Annotated in this window: 11 protein-coding genes; 3 read left to right on the top strand and 8 right to left on the bottom strand. The window is 48.4% G+C overall.

Annotated features, from left to right (window positions below; all coding sequences use genetic code 11):
• Positions 1-120: 120 nt before the first annotated feature.
• Positions 121-984, bottom strand: a complete 864-nt coding sequence (locus tag BMW94_RS10240; protein ID WP_090997891.1) for a helix-turn-helix domain-containing protein — start codon at positions 982-984, stop codon at positions 121-123.
• A 257-nt stretch (positions 985-1,241) separates the two neighbouring features.
• Here BMW94_RS10240 and BMW94_RS10235 point away from each other — a divergent pair, with 257 nt between their 5' ends.
• From BMW94_RS10235 to BMW94_RS10225, 3 genes are all read left to right on the top strand, one after another.
• Complete coding sequence (locus BMW94_RS10235; protein ID WP_090997888.1) at positions 1,242-2,930, top strand: ABC transporter substrate-binding protein; 1,689 nt, start codon at positions 1,242-1,244, stop codon at positions 2,928-2,930.
• Between the two features lie 12 nt (positions 2,931-2,942).
• Positions 2,943-4,457 (top strand): glycoside hydrolase family 43 protein, encoded by a 1,515-nt coding sequence (locus BMW94_RS10230; protein ID WP_090997884.1) that lies wholly within the window; start codon positions 2,943-2,945, stop codon positions 4,455-4,457.
• A 338-nt stretch (positions 4,458-4,795) separates the two neighbouring features.
• Positions 4,796-7,096, top strand: a complete 2,301-nt coding sequence (locus tag BMW94_RS10225; RefSeq protein ID WP_090997881.1) for a helix-turn-helix domain-containing protein — start codon at positions 4,796-4,798, stop codon at positions 7,094-7,096.
• Positions 7,097-7,208: 112 nt separating this feature from the next.
• Here the strand turns inward: BMW94_RS10225 and BMW94_RS10220 are convergent, their stop codons facing one another.
• The 7 genes from BMW94_RS10220 to BMW94_RS10195 form a co-directional block, all read right to left on the bottom strand.
• Positions 7,209-8,255, bottom strand: a complete 1,047-nt coding sequence (locus BMW94_RS10220) for a glycoside hydrolase family 18 protein (protein WP_090997878.1) — start codon at positions 8,253-8,255, stop codon at positions 7,209-7,211.
• A gap of 5 nt (positions 8,256-8,260) precedes the next feature.
• Complete coding sequence (locus BMW94_RS30915) at positions 8,261-8,953, bottom strand: thioredoxin domain-containing protein (RefSeq protein ID WP_254790202.1); 693 nt, start codon at positions 8,951-8,953, stop codon at positions 8,261-8,263.
• Positions 8,917-10,893 (bottom strand): transglutaminase domain-containing protein, encoded by a 1,977-nt coding sequence (locus tag BMW94_RS10215; protein WP_254790201.1) that lies wholly within the window; start codon positions 10,891-10,893, stop codon positions 8,917-8,919. Before BMW94_RS10215 ends, BMW94_RS30915 begins: the two co-directional genes overlap by 37 nt.
• A 7-nt stretch (positions 10,894-10,900) precedes the next feature.
• Entirely contained in the window at positions 10,901-11,923 is a 1,023-nt protein-coding gene (locus BMW94_RS10210) for a carbohydrate-binding family 9-like protein (protein WP_090997875.1), read from the bottom strand.
• Between the two features lie 63 nt (positions 11,924-11,986).
• The gene (locus tag BMW94_RS10205; protein ID WP_090997872.1) at positions 11,987-13,273 is read right to left on the bottom strand and encodes an alpha-L-fucosidase; all 1,287 of its coding nucleotides are present in this window, start codon (positions 13,271-13,273) and stop codon (positions 11,987-11,989) included.
• Positions 13,274-13,306: 33 nt separating this feature from the next.
• A complete protein-coding gene (locus BMW94_RS10200; RefSeq protein ID WP_064640230.1) occupies positions 13,307-14,902 on the bottom strand; it encodes an extracellular solute-binding protein in 1,596 nt (531 codons plus the stop codon).
• 41 nt (positions 14,903-14,943) lie between these two features.
• Positions 14,944-15,852: a carbohydrate ABC transporter permease gene (locus BMW94_RS10195; protein ID WP_076290184.1), complete on the bottom strand. Its 909-nt coding sequence runs from the start codon at positions 15,850-15,852 to the stop codon at positions 14,944-14,946.
• Positions 15,853-15,858: the final 6 nt, after the last annotated feature.

Raw genomic sequence — 15,858 nt, 5'->3', positions numbered from 1 at the left:
GCTGATGCCATTTTTTTCGGCTACTGATGCTTTTCCTAAGGAGAATTTCCAATTCAACACATTTAGGAGCTTGACATCATACCGCTGGACTTCTTCCGTTCATCGCACCACAGCGAAATGTTATAGAGATTGCCTGTACGTTTTGGGAGACATGCCATACGCCTTTGTGAACTGCCGAGTGAAATAATTGCTGTCGTTAAACCCGCATTCATAAGAAATTTCCGTAATGGACAGGTTCCCGTGTTTTAGCAGATAACATGCCTTTTCCAGACGCAGCTTCTGTAAATACGAGATGGGCGTCATCTGATAATAGGATCGAAAGATCCGGTTCAGGTGCCGTATAGAAACATTCGACTTCCCTGCAATCTCATCCAAGGTCAGGGGCTCCAGATAATGATCCTCGATATAGGACATGGCATTCGCCAGATGCATCAGGTTAGTACCCTCAATCCCCTTCTCCTGTGTCTCATAATGCCTCGACAAATAAACAACCATCTCCGTAAAACGGGAGATCAGCATCGTCTGATATCCTTGCTGCCTGCTTCTATACTCCTCAATCATGACAGAGATTAGCGATTCCACGTACTCCAGGCTGGGAATAGGCAAGGCCATTTTACTCGGATAGGAGTGAATACTGCGATAAAACGGCTCCAAAACAAACAAAGCCTGAAACCCCTTGGATTTTCTCAGATCCGGACCGGTAGAAGCGAGCATTTCGGGTCTGAACATAATGTTGCATATCTGAAAATCATGTGGATCTCTGTAGGCATGCGGAGTGGAACCATTAATTACAAATACATTGCCCTTCTTAACAAAAAACTCCTCCGTATTGACAACATGTGTCGCATTGCCATTCAGAACAATAACCAGTTCCGAAAAGTCCACATGCTTATGAAGTTGAGTGTCTTCGTCATGTCCTCCATATTGAATGTAGAACGGAAATGCCAGATCGGCTGTAAACCAATTCAAATAGGCGTTGCTCAACAGTTCGCCCTCCATGGTTCATGTTGGGATGAATGTCTATATCATGCTACTCCAAGACCGAAAAATCAAGGTTTGCCAATCATTGTATCGATATAATTTCTCATGTACTGATGCAAATAGAGCATAAGCTAAGGAGGGGTATGCGTCGTAAAAACAAGATTGTAATCATGTTTATAGATCGGGTGCAAGGACTTTTTTTTGAAATCGACAATTGTAAACGCATTCAAGACAATAACGGATAACATCAGGGGGTTAATATGGTCCATTCGATGAGAAAGATTGCAACATGTTCCGTCGCACTCACACTCTCATTAAGCTTGTTGGCAGGGTGTAGTAATAGCAATGAAAGCTCAGAAAAAAATGAAGGAAATGCCAGTGATACTTCGCCGATGACGTTGACATTCTTCGGAGCAGATTCCAACGCCAACTGGAATAAGATGCAGGATGATGTTGGCAAGGAGATTACCAAGCAGACAGGTATCACACTGGATGCCGAATTCGCAGTATCGGACCCCGCTCAGAGACTGGCACTGATTGCAGCAAGTGGTGATTACCCCGATCTGATCAGTCCCAAGGGGGATTTGGACAAATTGGTTGATGCAGGGGCCATGCTGGACCTTACCGACCTGATCGATCAATATGCGCCAAACATCAAGGAACTCTTCGGTGAGCAAATCAAACGTCTGCGCTACAGTAACGAAGATCCCTCCATCTACGTCATCCCAACCTACTCAGCCATAGACGGAGTCAACTTTGTGGCAGGTGCAGGTTTTGAGCTACAGCATCGTGCTGTGCAGGAGGCCGGGTATCCACAGATCAAGACACTGCAAGATTATGAAAATGTCATTCGATCCTATCTGGAGAAGCACCCTACCGATGAGAATGGCAACAAAAATATCGGAATGACATTAAACGCCGATGACTGGCACATTCAAATTACCGTGACGAACCCCGCAGCTGAGACCACGGGCAAATCAGGCGATGGAGAATACTACATTGATCCGGAAACGCATGAAGCAACGTATCACTTCCGTACAGAAGGCGAGAAAGAGTATTTTCAGTGGCTTAACCACATGTATAATACCGGGTTGCTTGATCAGGAATCTTTTGTTCAGAAAAACGACCAATATCTGGCCAAAGTCGCTTCGGGTCGCGTCATTGGTCTGATTGATGCAGACTGGGGCTACTCCGATGGAGAGAAGGCGCTGAAGGCGGCAGGCAAAAATGATCAAACCTATGGACATTATTCTGTCATGCTCTCTGACCAGTACAAGGATAACCGATATCAGTCTACTGGGTTCATGGCAGGCTGGGGAGTAGGGATAACTGAAAGCGCAGAAGATCCGGTCCGAGCCATTAAATTTCTGGATTTTCTCGCTTCCGAGGAAGGTCAGATCCTTAACTATTGGGGCGTAGAAGGTAAGCAATATACGATGGAGGACGGTAAGCGAGTTGTACCTGCGGATGTGCAGCAGCGCATTATCAATGACAATATCGCCTTTAGCAGAGAATCCGGCGTAGGCCTTTACACCAATATGGGTGGTCATTACGGGGATGGCGTGAAAGACTCCACGGGCAATTATTATACCAAGAACTTCCCCGAACAGATTATTGAGAATTATACGGATGTAGAGAAAGAGACCCTTAAAGCTTATGATGCAACGACCTGGATGGACTTGTTTCCCAACGAAAAGGATTTCCCGGTAAAACCATGGGGAGCAGTATGGAATATCTCTGTGCCAAGTGAGGATGAAATCAACATTATAGCCAACAAGGTAAAGGATATTACATGGAAGCAGATTCCCCAGGCCGTCATGGCCAAACCGGAAGAATTCGATGCCATCTGGAATGACTATCAGCAGAAGCTGATTGATGCAGGTGTCGAAAAAATGGAGCAGGGATTCACTAAATACGTCCAGGATCGCGTTAAACTTTGGAATGAATAGGAGCACTAATTGATGACGAACTACACTAATCCCGTGATTCCGGGCTTCTATCCAGATCCCAGCATCTGTCGGGTAGACGAAGATTATTATCTGGTTACCAGCACGTTTGAATATTTCCCGGGTGTTCCCCTTTTTCACAGCAAAGATCTTGTAAATTGGCGACAGATCGGCCATGTTCTCACTTCTGCCGAACAGCTTCCACTCGCCAAAGCGGGCAGTTCCGGCGGCATTTATGCACCGACATTACGCCACCATGATGGCTGGTTCTACATGACAACTACCAATGTAAGCGGAGGCGGCAACTTCTATGTACGAAGCAGGAAACCTGAAGGACCTTGGTCCAATCCTGTTTTTGTTGCCCAGGACGGTATAGACCCCTCCCTATTCTTTGACAATGATGGTCGTATTTACTTTCAATCCGCCTGTAATGGCGATGAAGGCGAAGGGATCTATCAATGTGAGATCGACATCTTGACCGGTAACAAGCTGACAGAGAGCCAGTTCATCTGGAGGGGAACCGGTGGTGCCGCACCTGAAGCCCCGCACTTGTACAAAGTAAATGGCCTCTATTATCTAATGATTGCCGAAGGGGGAACCGAATACGGTCATATGGAAACCATTGCGCGGAGCACAAGTCCATATGGGCCATTCGATCCCTGCCCTCACAATCCGATCCTGTCGAATCGCAGCATGAAAACCAGTATCCATGCCACCGGTCATGCGGACCTCGTTCAGGTACAGGATGGAAGCTGGTGGGCGGTATGTCTGGGCTTTCGTCCGGCAGCCTACCCCATGCGGCATCACTTGGGACGCGAGACGTTTCTGGCACCCGTGAACTGGACGAGTGACGGATGGCCTATAATCGGACATGACGGACATATTGAGCCTGTCATGACCGGGCCGCAGCTGCCTGAAGTCCAATGGCCCTTCAAGGAAATCCGGGATGATTTTAATTTGACCACACTGGGTCTGGACTGGATCTTCCTGCGGAATCCGGCTCCAGGCAGCTGGTCACTCACAGAACAGCCGGGCCATCTTGTTCTACGTGGAACCCCCTTATCTCTCAATGATGGTGGAAATCCCGCCTTTGTAGGTCGTCGCTTGAGCCATTTCTTATGCAGCATGGCTGCCAAACTGAGCTTTGAACCAACGCATGATGGCGACGAAGCGGGATTGACCGTCTATATGAATGAGAAATATCATTATGATCTGGCTATAACGCGGGTCGACGGTTACAAAAAAATGATATTCCGGCGAACGGTTGGTTCATTAAGAACAGAGCAGATTCAGGATTGTGACACTGGACCTGCCATATTACAGATTCAGGCCGAGCGTGATATGTTCACATTCTCCGTACAGCAAGGTTCAACAGCTGCCGCTGTCCTCGGCTCAGGCGAAACCCATCTGCTCTCTACTGAAGTGGCGGGTGGCTTCACAGGAATCATCATTGCCATGTATGCCCATAGTCCATCAGGAGAAGGTGCACCCAGCCTCTTCGACTGGTTTGATTATGAACCACTGGATTAAATGATGGTGTGACCTCGAATTTTAATGTAAAAATTATAATATAACCTCGATTAAAATCATCCCCTTTAAGTAGATACTCTTTAAAAAGCCTTGTGTGGTAACATAAGGAAAGGAGTGAACTTGAAGGGGATTTTGCTATGGTTATATACCTCGATTCTCTCAAGAAACGTTCTGCATGACTCCCCTTAAATCTTAGAAAAGATTGATTGATTTATTGGAGAAGTTCTCCTAATATTTTTAGTAGGAAACACCCAGCAGCTCGACATCACGGTAATACTTCACTGTCTTTATGAGAGCGCTATCGCTGCAGCTCTAAAGAAAAACGGGAGGTTGCAGATATGAAATGGAATCACTTCAAGTCCAAGCTTCTGCTTAAGTACACACTATCCTATATCTCCATATTCCTTATCCCCCTTGTTATATTAACTATTATTATTTATCACAATGCTGTGGACACGCTCCGTTCAGAGATCGAACAGACCAATGTCAATCAGTTGACCCAAGCGAAAACGGTCATTGATGACCGCATGAAGGAATTGCAGGACATCGCATTTCGTATCGCATATGATGAGCAGCTAACCCGCTATTGGACACACCATCCCTATTATAGTCGGGAATCGATTAGTGCCTTGGTCAAATATAAAGCCACCAGTTCCATTATCGATGAACTATTCCTGTTCTTCCGCGGAGATGATAGCATCTACTCGTCTCAGGGCTCTGAGAACCTGGATGTATTCACGGGCCGCTACAAATTTAATACATGGAACAAAACGGACATGATCCGGGATTTGAATAACGTTCAGTCCCCTACGATACGACCAGCCGAGCAAGTCGTTCAAGGAACCAAAGTACCCAATTCCATGCTGGCCTACCTTGTACCGATTGCACCTAACAATACGCCCGCCCACGGCACTGTCATGTACCTGATTCACGAGTCCAATCTGACCGGATTGATTGATTCCATTCTCAGCGACTACCATGGGATGACTTATATTTTCGATAATTATGGGCAGGTGCTGGCCGCCAATTATAAGGGGGAAACCATTACCGAACAGGAAGTCAAATCTCTGTTTGAACTTGAGCCGGGAACACACAGCCTCTCCCTAAATAAAGAACCGCATTCGGTTGTGTCCGTCAAATCAGATGCCGGCTGGACTTATGTAACCGCTATGCCAAGCAATCAATTTTTTAGCCGAATTGTCCATATTCGTACCTTTGTTGTTCTTGTTTTCTCCTTCGTGGTGGTGATGGGCACCTTCCTCGCCATTTTGTTGGCCCGAAGACAATACCATCCGATATCAGACTTGATGGAGTTCATTCGTTTAAAAAATCATCCTGAACCTTCCACAACCAGCAACGAGTTGGAATGGATCAAGAAAACGCTGCATGATTACAGCCAGCGTGTGGACCTTCAGGAGCCCTACGCTCGTAATCATATTCTGCTTATGCTACTGAAGCATGGTCATACCGGAGAGCTCCCTTCTGAGTTTACAGATAATCTCGGCATACGCTTTAACCGATCCCATTATTTTGTTATGACCTTGGGATTGGAAATGCACGCTTTTCCCAGCGGAGATCATCCCGAACAGCGTACTGTTATGCAGCTGATCAACGATATGGAACTGCCGGAGTTGTCTGCTTATGCTTACGGCGTGGAGCTTCCACAGCCAGACCAAGTGGCCCTCATCGTCGGATTTCATGCCGAGGTCGGGCATGAATCCAGCTTGGATGCTCGTATGGCGTCTATTGTTGAATCACTACAATTGACGGTGGCAGAGCACGTCGGACTCGCTCCCGCGATCGGGATCGGTAACAGCTATAGTTCTCCATTGCAGCTGAACCAATCCTACATCGAGGCATCAACCGCGCTGGAAGCATCCATGCTGCACGGACAGGGCAGCACTACCTTCTTTAACGCCCTTTCCGGTTCCGGTGCACAGGATTCTTCCTTCTGGGTACCTAAGGATGTGCTGCTGAAGCTGGTTCAGAGCTTGAAACAGGGCAGTTACGATGTGGCGGTACAGATGGTATCAACTGCGTTGAATACCCTGAAATCCGAAATGCCGTCTGTACCATTGCTGCGCTGCATCTGCTTCGATATTCTGAATACGATGCTCAAAACGGCCTCGGAACTTGGCATTCATCACGTGGTTAATCAACTTCCAAGGATCACTTCCTACGACTCGTTGGAGGATTTGGAGAAAAAACTGACAGGACTTGCTGCCGAGATCTGTGCTCATGTCGAGGCGAAGAGCGAGACGGAAGAAAGCTCCCTGATGGATGAGATCGTTGCTTATATTGATGCCAATTTCTCCGATTATGACCTTAGCCTGGGTACGATTTCATCGAAATTCACGATCTCTTCATCGTATTTCAGCCGTTCCTTCAAAGAGAAGATCGGCATGAACTTTACCCAATATATCTGGCAGAAACGCATGGATGAGGTTATCCGACTGCTGCTGCATACGACCGACCCGCTAAAAGATATCATCACTCGCGTCGGCTATCTGGACACACCGAACTTCATCCGCAAATTCAAGAAAGAGACGGGTTATACCCCAGGACAGTACCGCAAAATGCACCGTCCCAACGACTCCGCCCATTCCCCGGAAGATGACGACGAAGAATGTCTTGGATAATGGATGGATTCGTAAAATAAATAGAAACCTCCCCCAACCTTTTGGTTCGGGGAGGTTTTGTATGTTTTTGGCTCCTATAGGCAACCCGATCCTTGCAACCGACTCTCTTCTTCTATTTCCCTACCGGAACATCTTGAAGCCCTTGATATATCGCACCCAGCAGACGATGGGTCGGATCACAGCCGTATTCCCAGAACATAATGCCGGCCAGGCCCTGATCCTTCACGTAATCGCATTTGCACTGAATCGATTCTTCATCATCATACGATATTAGGCTCGACCCATTAAAGAGAAACGGTGCACAGGCTTCCTCATCCCAATAACGGACGTAACCATTCTTATTGATGTACTTCGCTTCCAGCTCGGCAAATGCCGGACCATAGCCGCCTGTGCTACCGGCCATTTGGTGAAGGCCGTGGTTTCGGTCAGGAACCTCAGTCCAGATCCGGGAGTAGAACGCAGCGCCGATGACGATCTTCTCCTTCGGTACGCCGGCGCGGATGAACAGATTTACGGAAGCATCTGTACTAATTCGGAACAGATCTCCGGTTGGTGTATACAGGTTCGTATGATGTCCGGTCAGAACCTGAAAACCGCCGCGCATATCATAGGTCATCAACTGCACAAAGTCCAGGTACTGCTGCACCTCAGCCATCTCTGTACCGTCGACGTAGTATTGATCAGCCCCTGCCGCAATGGTGAGCAGATAATGACGGCCATCCTCGGAGCCCTTGGCATCCAGTGTTTCCCGGATCGTCTTGAGAAGTAAGGTGAAATTCCTTTTGTCATCACGACTGGATGCGATACCGGCTTCACCGTAAGAAGGATACTCCCAGTCCAAATCGATCCCGTCAAAAGGGTACTCCTCCAGCACCCTAACCGCTGATGCAGCCATGCTGTCCCTCCCCGACTGGGTTGAGGCGGCTTCAGAGAAACCACCAGCACTCCATCCACCTACGGACAGCAGCACCGTTAGATTCGGATGCTTCCGCTTAATATTACGGAAAACCTCTCCGTTTTTTAAATGCTCGGTGGTGATTTCATCATTCTTGACATGACCAAAGGCTACATTCAGATGGGTCAACTTCAACAGATCCTCATTCGTCATGTCGGGAAGAACAGAATCGACGACATAACCAGCAGTAATATATTTCGTCATCCTCTTCACTCCGATCCATTCCATGATTGAGATATCGCAGCAGCAATCTGCAGAGCTTCCTTGCCTGTACCAATCTTGTACCCGGAGGCCGAGTATCGGATTTGATCCTGATGATCCAGCACGAACAGATGCGGATAGCCCGCTTCGTGAGCGGCAGGTTTCGAGATGAAACCGGACAAGGACGCATAGCTGGAATCCCGTACAAAAATCGTACGTACCGGCAGCTTTGGATAAGCCCCAGTGTCAAAGGAGGCGTTCCATTCCGTATCTCCGATCACCAGCACGATTGGTACGCCCAGCTTATCCAACGGCCCAGCCAGCTCACACAGCTCACGAATCAGATGTTTGGTCGGTTCACGTTCTGTTTCAATCCAAGCAGCAATGGCCCCCTCAGCTCCCAAAAGATCCTTCAGTACCACCTCTGAACCATCCAGACGAGTCAGCTCATTGCCGGTTGCCAGTTTGCCCAGCACAGGGATGTCTACCACCGTCTCGCGATAAGTCAGTGCTACCTCTGTGGTGTCTCCGGCGCGAACGTTGCAGTAGATGAAGCGGACTCTTACCGTTCCATCTTTCAGACGGATACCGGTCGTTAAGCGATAAGCTCCCGGTTCAACCTCAAATGGATCGCTATAAACATCGGTATGGCCATAGGGATAAATCAGCGTTTTGTACACGCCATCCTCCAGACGGGCCAACGAGAATTCTCCGCATAGGATGCTGACGGCGCATCCTCCCGATCCTCTGAATCCTTGAGAAGCTGCAGCATTCCCCAGCTTGAGCTCTCCTGATTTCGAGAAGAAGTGAGACTGAACACCGCATCCTCCCAGCCTTTGTCACTAAGATACTGCGGTTTCTGCTCGCTCGGATGCAATTGGGCCGGAATGCCCAAACTGCGGCACACCGCGACAAACAGAATATCGAGCGACTGTGAATCTCCCTTCATCAGGCTGTAAGTACCTACAGGGTTTCCCTTACCTTTCAGGTTAGGAAGATCCTCATAATACGAATAGCTCTGTTCCAGATTGCATACAAGCTTCGAAGGATCTTCCCTGAACGCCGCTGCTTCTTCCTCGGAATAAGCATTCTGGAATACGGATCGATAAGGCACCATCATTTCATAGGAGACTCTTGGGCACAGGATGTACTTCACAAACGTCTCTTCTGCCCATGGTCCACGCTGTGAAAGTGAACCTATAAGATGATCGTCCAGTGTTGGCCGAAAAGTGTCGATCAAATCTTTTTCGTTCATCGACTCCAGCAACTGTAATGGCCACTCACCAAATTCACTGGAACGTTCCTCTAGGAAAGCTGCGATTTCGCGGCTGTTGCCCCGTGCTTTCTGTAAAATATCCCATACCCGCTCCGGAGGCAGTCCTGCCAAACGAGCCAATGCAAATGCATCTTCCTCACTCAGGAATGTATCCTCATATCCACTCCGAATCTTCGTACCTTCCTCCAGGCGGCGGTTGTGATCCCGGATCTTCTCTTCCGGTAACGAAGCCACCACTTCTCCCTCCCCTTCCGGAGGAGGAACCATATCAAAATCCAAGATCCCTGATGGCTGCTCTAACGAATTCAACACGAGCTCAATATGATCGCTGTCCTGAGCTTTGAATAGAATTTCACCCCACTTGCCACCACTAACCGCACGAATCAACAGGTCGCCATGGCCTGTCTTAAAGGAGGCTTCTCCTTGTGCGTCCGTCTTGATTTCGGCGATGGGATAAAATTCAGCACTATTGTATACCTCAAAGCGGACACTCGCTTCAGGCATGGGCGCACCCTGCTCATTAATCACCTTCACGCAGATGGTATGCGCTGGCGCATAGTTCTCTAGTAAATTGATCTCCGTATATCCCTTCTCGGAGAGTGTAATATCCTCCGGTCCCGGATAGTCGGCAAATATTCTCGTATTAATCAGCATGGCCCTGCGGGCTGGTGGACTGAACCACCCTTGGTTCAATCCAGCTTCCGGCTCACATGCTCCAATGTAATACCACTGACCGTCCGCCCAGGCTTCTACCCAAGCATGATTGCTGTCACAGTGAGCCCAGCGTGGTGTGTAGACCTGACGGGCAGGTATGCCGATGCTGCGAAGAGCGGCTACCGCCAGCGTGGATTCTTCTCCACAGCGGCCGCGGGCATTTCGAATCATCGTCAGCGGCGATATCGTTCGCAGATCGCTGCCAATATAAGTCGCTTTTTCATGACACCAGTAATTGGTCTCCAGAATGGCATCCGCCATGGATAACTTCGCTGTCCGGTCAGCCAACTCATCAAAGATAATGCCACGGAAATCTTCAATATTCTCTGTATTGATTCGATAGGGAAGCACAAAATGCAGAAACAGATGATCTGGTACGCGTCCCCCCCAAGGCACACGCTTGCGGATATCCAGTGCCCGACGCACATGACTGAGGAACAGTTCCCCATCATAATCAGCCAGGTCGTTCACGGGCATGTAGGCATACACATATTTCAAAGCCCATGCCTCTTCTTCCGTTAATGGCTGCTGAAACACATGAAACAGCTTATCTTTACGGGTATCTGCAAAGTTTAACTTCTCCTGGAACTTCTGCTCGATCCGCTCCAAGGACTGTGCATCCATTGAGAACACCAAGGTTTGGCTGGTCATCGCTAGCTCACTCCTTCCACAGCTTTCCGTCTTCCCGAATACAGATTAAGGTAGTGCCATCCGAGGAAGGCGTACTAATCTGGAATAGGCTACGGGTCGTTTCAATTACAGGCTGGCAAATCAATGATTCCTCACCCATAAGTAACTTCACATCTTGTGTAAATTCACCATGGGCTTCAAAATAATTGCGTTCACGGTAATAGAGTCTGCGAAGCTCCCATTTAATTCGTTCATCTTCTGGCAGCTCAAAGGGCTGATCCGTTCCGTCATCCGAAAATACGACATATCCCCATAGCTCCGGATAATGCATGTTGATAATACCCATGGGCGACCAGACCCAGTTGTCCTCCGGATAAGGTTTGCCTGTATCCGGATTCAGCACCTTGCGGTACTCACCATCCTGCACCTCGGTCTGCCATTCCACCCGTGAGAAGTTGACACGCCAGAACTCACCCGGTGCAGGAGGACGGTTGCCTTCTGCACATTCCTTTAGGCTGGTCCACGGAATCGCGACCTCGACGCTCCATTTTCGGTTAGCGGCGCCAGGTGTGTTCAGCTCCCCATCGATATGTACGGCCGTCTTAAGACCGCTGATATCCCAACCGTTGACCGGAGGTCCTCCATCCCGATATGGCTTCACCAATAACAGGTCCCACACCGTATTCAGCGCATTGATCTCGAACTCATAATATTGATGGGTATCCCCGTCGGGATCGATAAAAATCTCAAAATCATTGTCATAGAAAATAACAGAATCCCGCTCGGTCAACGTAGCCCATATCTGATCTTCAATCAGTTCGGCAGCAAAGTAGAAATAGTCGTCATCCCACAGCATTTTTACCCGAGTCTGTTTTCCGGGTTTCGGACGAAGATCGCCTTCGATATCAACGAAATCCTCCGTCCAATCGGCCGCACCCCAGAATGCCTTATCTACGCGGCCGTCGAGCACCAACGGTTCCTGCGCACGCTTACATATATAATGTTTGGGAGCATACTCAATTTTCGGCTCAGGAACTCCACTTTGATTCATATCGCTCTCTCTCCGCTTCATGAGGGAAGGCATGCATCTATAGGTGCATGCCCTCCCGTAATGTTAGTTATGAGTAACAACGGCTCCTGAACCGCCGTACATTTCCAGTTCCTCGTCGAATTCGAGCTTAAGAACCGTCACCTGCTCATGTGTGTCCTCCGGGGTCATTTTGATCCACGTTGTCCCCGGGATATTGAACCAAGGCACGCCCCCATGAATCTCATGGTTAAGTTCTTTGCCCGAATGCAGCACAGTAATCTTCTTGATCTTATTGCATAGTCCCTTGATGCATACATTCTCTTTTGGATCGTCATAAACAAACAGATACAATGCCTTTCTGTCCTCGGATACGGTGCTTCCCCCCAGATAATAGCGAGGCATAATACCTTCACCCGTTCCAAAGACGGCCTCTTCATGGGTTCGGATCCATTCTCCCAGCCCAAGCAGAACATCCCCCTGCCTCTTATCAATGGTGCCATCCTCGCGCGGACCGATATCCAGCAGCATATTGCCCCCCATTGAAATACAATCACAGAACATCCGAATGATCTGATTTAACGATTTGTATTTATGGTCTGTTGGCACATAGCCCCATGATGTGTTGATGGTGGTGCAGAACTCCCACGGTCCCTCTGGTCTTGTAATCGGAATACCTTGCTCCGGCGTCTTATAGTCCCCATAACCTTGAAGGCGGGAGTTGATGATGACTTCCGGGTTAAAAGATTGCAGGTAATGCTTGAACTCCGGCAGATTCCACTGCTCGGCGCTTCGCTCCCAGTCCCCATCGAACCACAGCAGATCCACCTTTCCGTAATTCGTCATGATCTCCCGCAGCTGGTGGTTATTGAACTCAAGGAATTTCTTCCATTTCTCCTGATCCTGAACACCATCCACAGGACTTGAATGACGATTGACACTGCTGAGATCCTCCGGTACCTTTCCACCTTCAAACACGCTAGGATAATCCGGGTGCGACCAATCAATCAGCGAAAAGTACATCCCTAGATGTATGCCCTTCTCCCGAATTGCTTCCGCATATTCCCTCACGAGATCCCGATTCGCTGGTGTCTGTTTAACGACATTGAGGTCACTATACTGCGTATCCCACAGAGCAACACCATCATGATGCTTCGTTGTCAGCACGGCGTATCGAGCTCCCGATTTCTCAATCAAGTCCGCCCACTTCTCCGCATTAAACTTCGATGCCGTAAAGCCGTCCAGCTGCTTCATGTACTCTTCGTAGGAGATCCTTCCATTATAGAAGGACCACGATTCCGAAACCCCGTCCACAGCATAGATGCCATAGTGGATGAATATTCCCAGCTTGGCCTCTTCAAACCATTTCTGCATCCTTGTTCACACCTCTTTCTGGAATCCTTGTTCTTATTGGCCTGTGTTCCAGCGATCGTAGGCCCCTTGATACAGTTCAACGATACGGTCGCTGCCCATTTTTTTGATCTGTGCAATATACTTATCCCAGTTCTCCAGCGGCTCCTGGCCTGTTACGAACTTCGCTTCCATCTGCTTGACGTACGTATCCAGATCAGATAATAAAGCGGTCGCTTCGCTTTGCTCTTCATTTGTTAAATAAACGTTAGGGAAAGGTGATTTTCCGATAGGCACCAACTTCTCTTGATTCTGCTGGTCAAGCCATTCATCAAATTCGGTGCGAAGACCTTTCGCTATATCCGGATCATTAATACCCGGTGTCAAAATGCCATAGTTCGGCGTGATTTTACCGCGATATTCCTCACGATCCCCGCCGCCAGGAACTGGCAGCCACTCTTTTACGAGATTTTCCTTGTCTTTGAATTTCCACAGCAGACCTTCAGGACCTTGATTGAACAGGGTCGCCCCATCATAGCTGTACATATAATCGATCCAACGCATCGTTGCCTCAGGGGACGGGTTGCTGCTCGTAATAGCAAAGGTACCACGTGCCGATATACCTGGGTGTTTACCGTATACAGGTGAGTCCGCGATCTCACTCTTCACGGGTGTCATCAGCGGATGTTTTGTGCTAGGCTCGCCGCCGAGTGTGAAGTATGGATGGTAGTCATTGAACAGCGCAAGCTTGTTGCTTTCGCCTTTTGCTTTTTTCTGATCGCCGGTTTGGGAGAAGGTCTCATGATCCAGCAAATCTTCTTTCCACAAGCGGTTCATGAACGTCAGATAACCTTTGTAACCTTCTTCTTGATAAGGATAGTGAACTTTTCCGTCCTTATCCGCGTAGATTCCTTCGTTGTACATCCCCCAGAATCCGAAGAAGTACATACGAAGATCGTCCAATTTTACAGAAGTAAGCGGAATTTCATCTTGTTGACCGTTGCCGTTAGGGTCTTCTTCCTTAACACGCTTCAGGTACGTATATAATTCCTCCGTAGTCTTAGGCTCCTCTACATTAAGTGCTTTTAGGAATTCCCCGTTATACCACATCGGGCCTCTGTACCACACGGCAGCCGTATCAATAAATGGCAATGCATACATATGTCCGTCAGGCGTTGTAAATGATTTGCGAACATCCGGGTTTTCGTCGAGAATCTTCTTAATATTCGGGGCATAGCCCTCATCAATGTATTTTTCCAGTGGGATCAGAATGCCTTGAGTTCCATAAGTAACCTGCTCAGCTGGCTTGAGATCCGCAGCATAGAACATATCCGGTAAATCGCCGCTTGCGAATACCAGGTTCTTCTTTGTTTCAAAGCTGTCGATCGGCGAAAGCTGGTACTCCAGCTTGATGCCTGACAATTTCTCCATCTCTTGCAGGACTGGCATCGTGTTCCAGTCGGCAACGCCCGCATCCTGGGACATGACCTTTAACGTAAGTGGTTTGTCCACAATTGGGAATCCTTCTTTTTTGACCCCTTCGACATTTGAAGTCGCAGAACCTCCATCTTCATTGGAACCACAAGCTGCAAGCAATGCTGCGGATAGGGTAAGGCAGAGTACAATGGATGAAGCCTTGCGAAGCTTTTTCATGACGACAACTCCCCTTTTTTAGTGTGGATTATGGTTTAAGATCATCCCTTGACGGAACCGATCATAACACCCTGCACAAAGTAACGCTGAAGGAATGGATAAATCGCAATCACAGGTAAGGTTGAAACAATAATGACGGCATATTTGACCAGCGCAGCAATTTCCGCTTTGGAATTCATCGCCGTTGCTGAAGAGGTATCGATCGCTCCCCCGCCCTGCGCTGCCATCTCCTGAAGTACCAGGATTTGGCGAAGAAAGAGCTGCAGCGGATACTTCGAGGAATCATTTAAATAGATCATGGCACTGAAATAGCTGTTCCAGTGTCCGACCCCGTAGAAGAGCGCCATTACAGCAATGATCGGCATGGAGAGCGGAAGCACAATTCGGATGAACAACCGGGTGTTGGTACACCCGTCGATATGGGCCGCCTCCTGTAGCTCCTTGGGAATGGTCGATTGGAAAAACGTACGGCATACGATAATATTCCAGATGGATGCAGCTCCCGGCAGAATAAGTGCCCAAATGCTGTTCACCATACCAAGATCCTTAACCAGCAAGTAGCTCGGGACAAGCCCTCCGCTGAAGAACATCGTTACCATAAACATCGCCATGAAGAATCCACGTCCCGCAAAATCAGAGCGGCTGAGCGCGTAGGCTGCTGGAAGAGTAACCATCAGGTTGACGAGTGTACCTAAGACAGTATAGATGATCGTATTTTTGTACCCAATCCAGATGTTGGTGTTCTCAAATACGCGGGCATACCCTTCAAACGTAATTCCTTTGGGTAGCAGCCACATCTCACCGGAGCTTACAAATTTGGGATCGCTGATTGAGGCGCTAATGATGTATAACAGCGGGTAAAGCACAATGACGAGCGCTATCGTCAGGTAGATGTAGTTGCACCATAAGAACACTTTATCGCTTCTGCTTTCCTTAACCGCGGTTGACATGTGTTT

The sequence above is a fragment of the Paenibacillus sp. OK003 genome, from assembly GCF_900109515.1.
In the GTDB taxonomy this organism is placed as follows: Bacteria; Bacillota; Bacilli; order Paenibacillales; family Paenibacillaceae; genus Paenibacillus; species Paenibacillus marchantiae.
The sequence above is the reverse complement of the archived record's forward strand: the minus strand, read 5'-3'. Positions and strand labels throughout refer to the sequence as shown.

What these genes read in the sequence shown, in the direction of transcription:
- BMW94_RS10235 (WP_090997888.1), top strand. Translation starts at nt 1,242, where the DNA reads ATGGTCCATTCGATGAGAAAGATTGCAACATGTTCCGTCGCACTCACA.
- BMW94_RS10230 (WP_090997884.1), top strand. Translation starts at nt 2,943, where the DNA reads ATGACGAACTACACTAATCCCGTGATTCCGGGCTTCTATCCAGATCCC.
- BMW94_RS10225 (WP_090997881.1), top strand. Translation starts at nt 4,796, where the DNA reads ATGAAATGGAATCACTTCAAGTCCAAGCTTCTGCTTAAGTACACACTA.
- BMW94_RS10220 (WP_090997878.1), bottom strand. Translation starts at nt 8,255, where the DNA reads ATGACGAAATATATTACTGCTGGTTATGTCGTCGATTCTGTTCTTCCC.
- BMW94_RS10215 (WP_254790201.1), bottom strand. Translation starts at nt 10,893, where the DNA reads ATGACCAGCCAAACCTTGGTGTTCTCAATGGATGCACAGTCCTTGGAG.
- BMW94_RS10210 (WP_090997875.1), bottom strand. Translation starts at nt 11,923, where the DNA reads ATGAATCAAAGTGGAGTTCCTGAGCCGAAAATTGAGTATGCTCCCAAA.
- BMW94_RS10205 (WP_090997872.1), bottom strand. Translation starts at nt 13,273, where the DNA reads ATGCAGAAATGGTTTGAAGAGGCCAAGCTGGGAATATTCATCCACTAT.
- BMW94_RS10200 (WP_064640230.1), bottom strand. Translation starts at nt 14,902, where the DNA reads ATGAAAAAGCTTCGCAAGGCTTCATCCATTGTACTCTGCCTTACCCTA.
- BMW94_RS10195 (WP_076290184.1), bottom strand. Translation starts at nt 15,852, where the DNA reads ATGTCAACCGCGGTTAAGGAAAGCAGAAGCGATAAAGTGTTCTTATGG.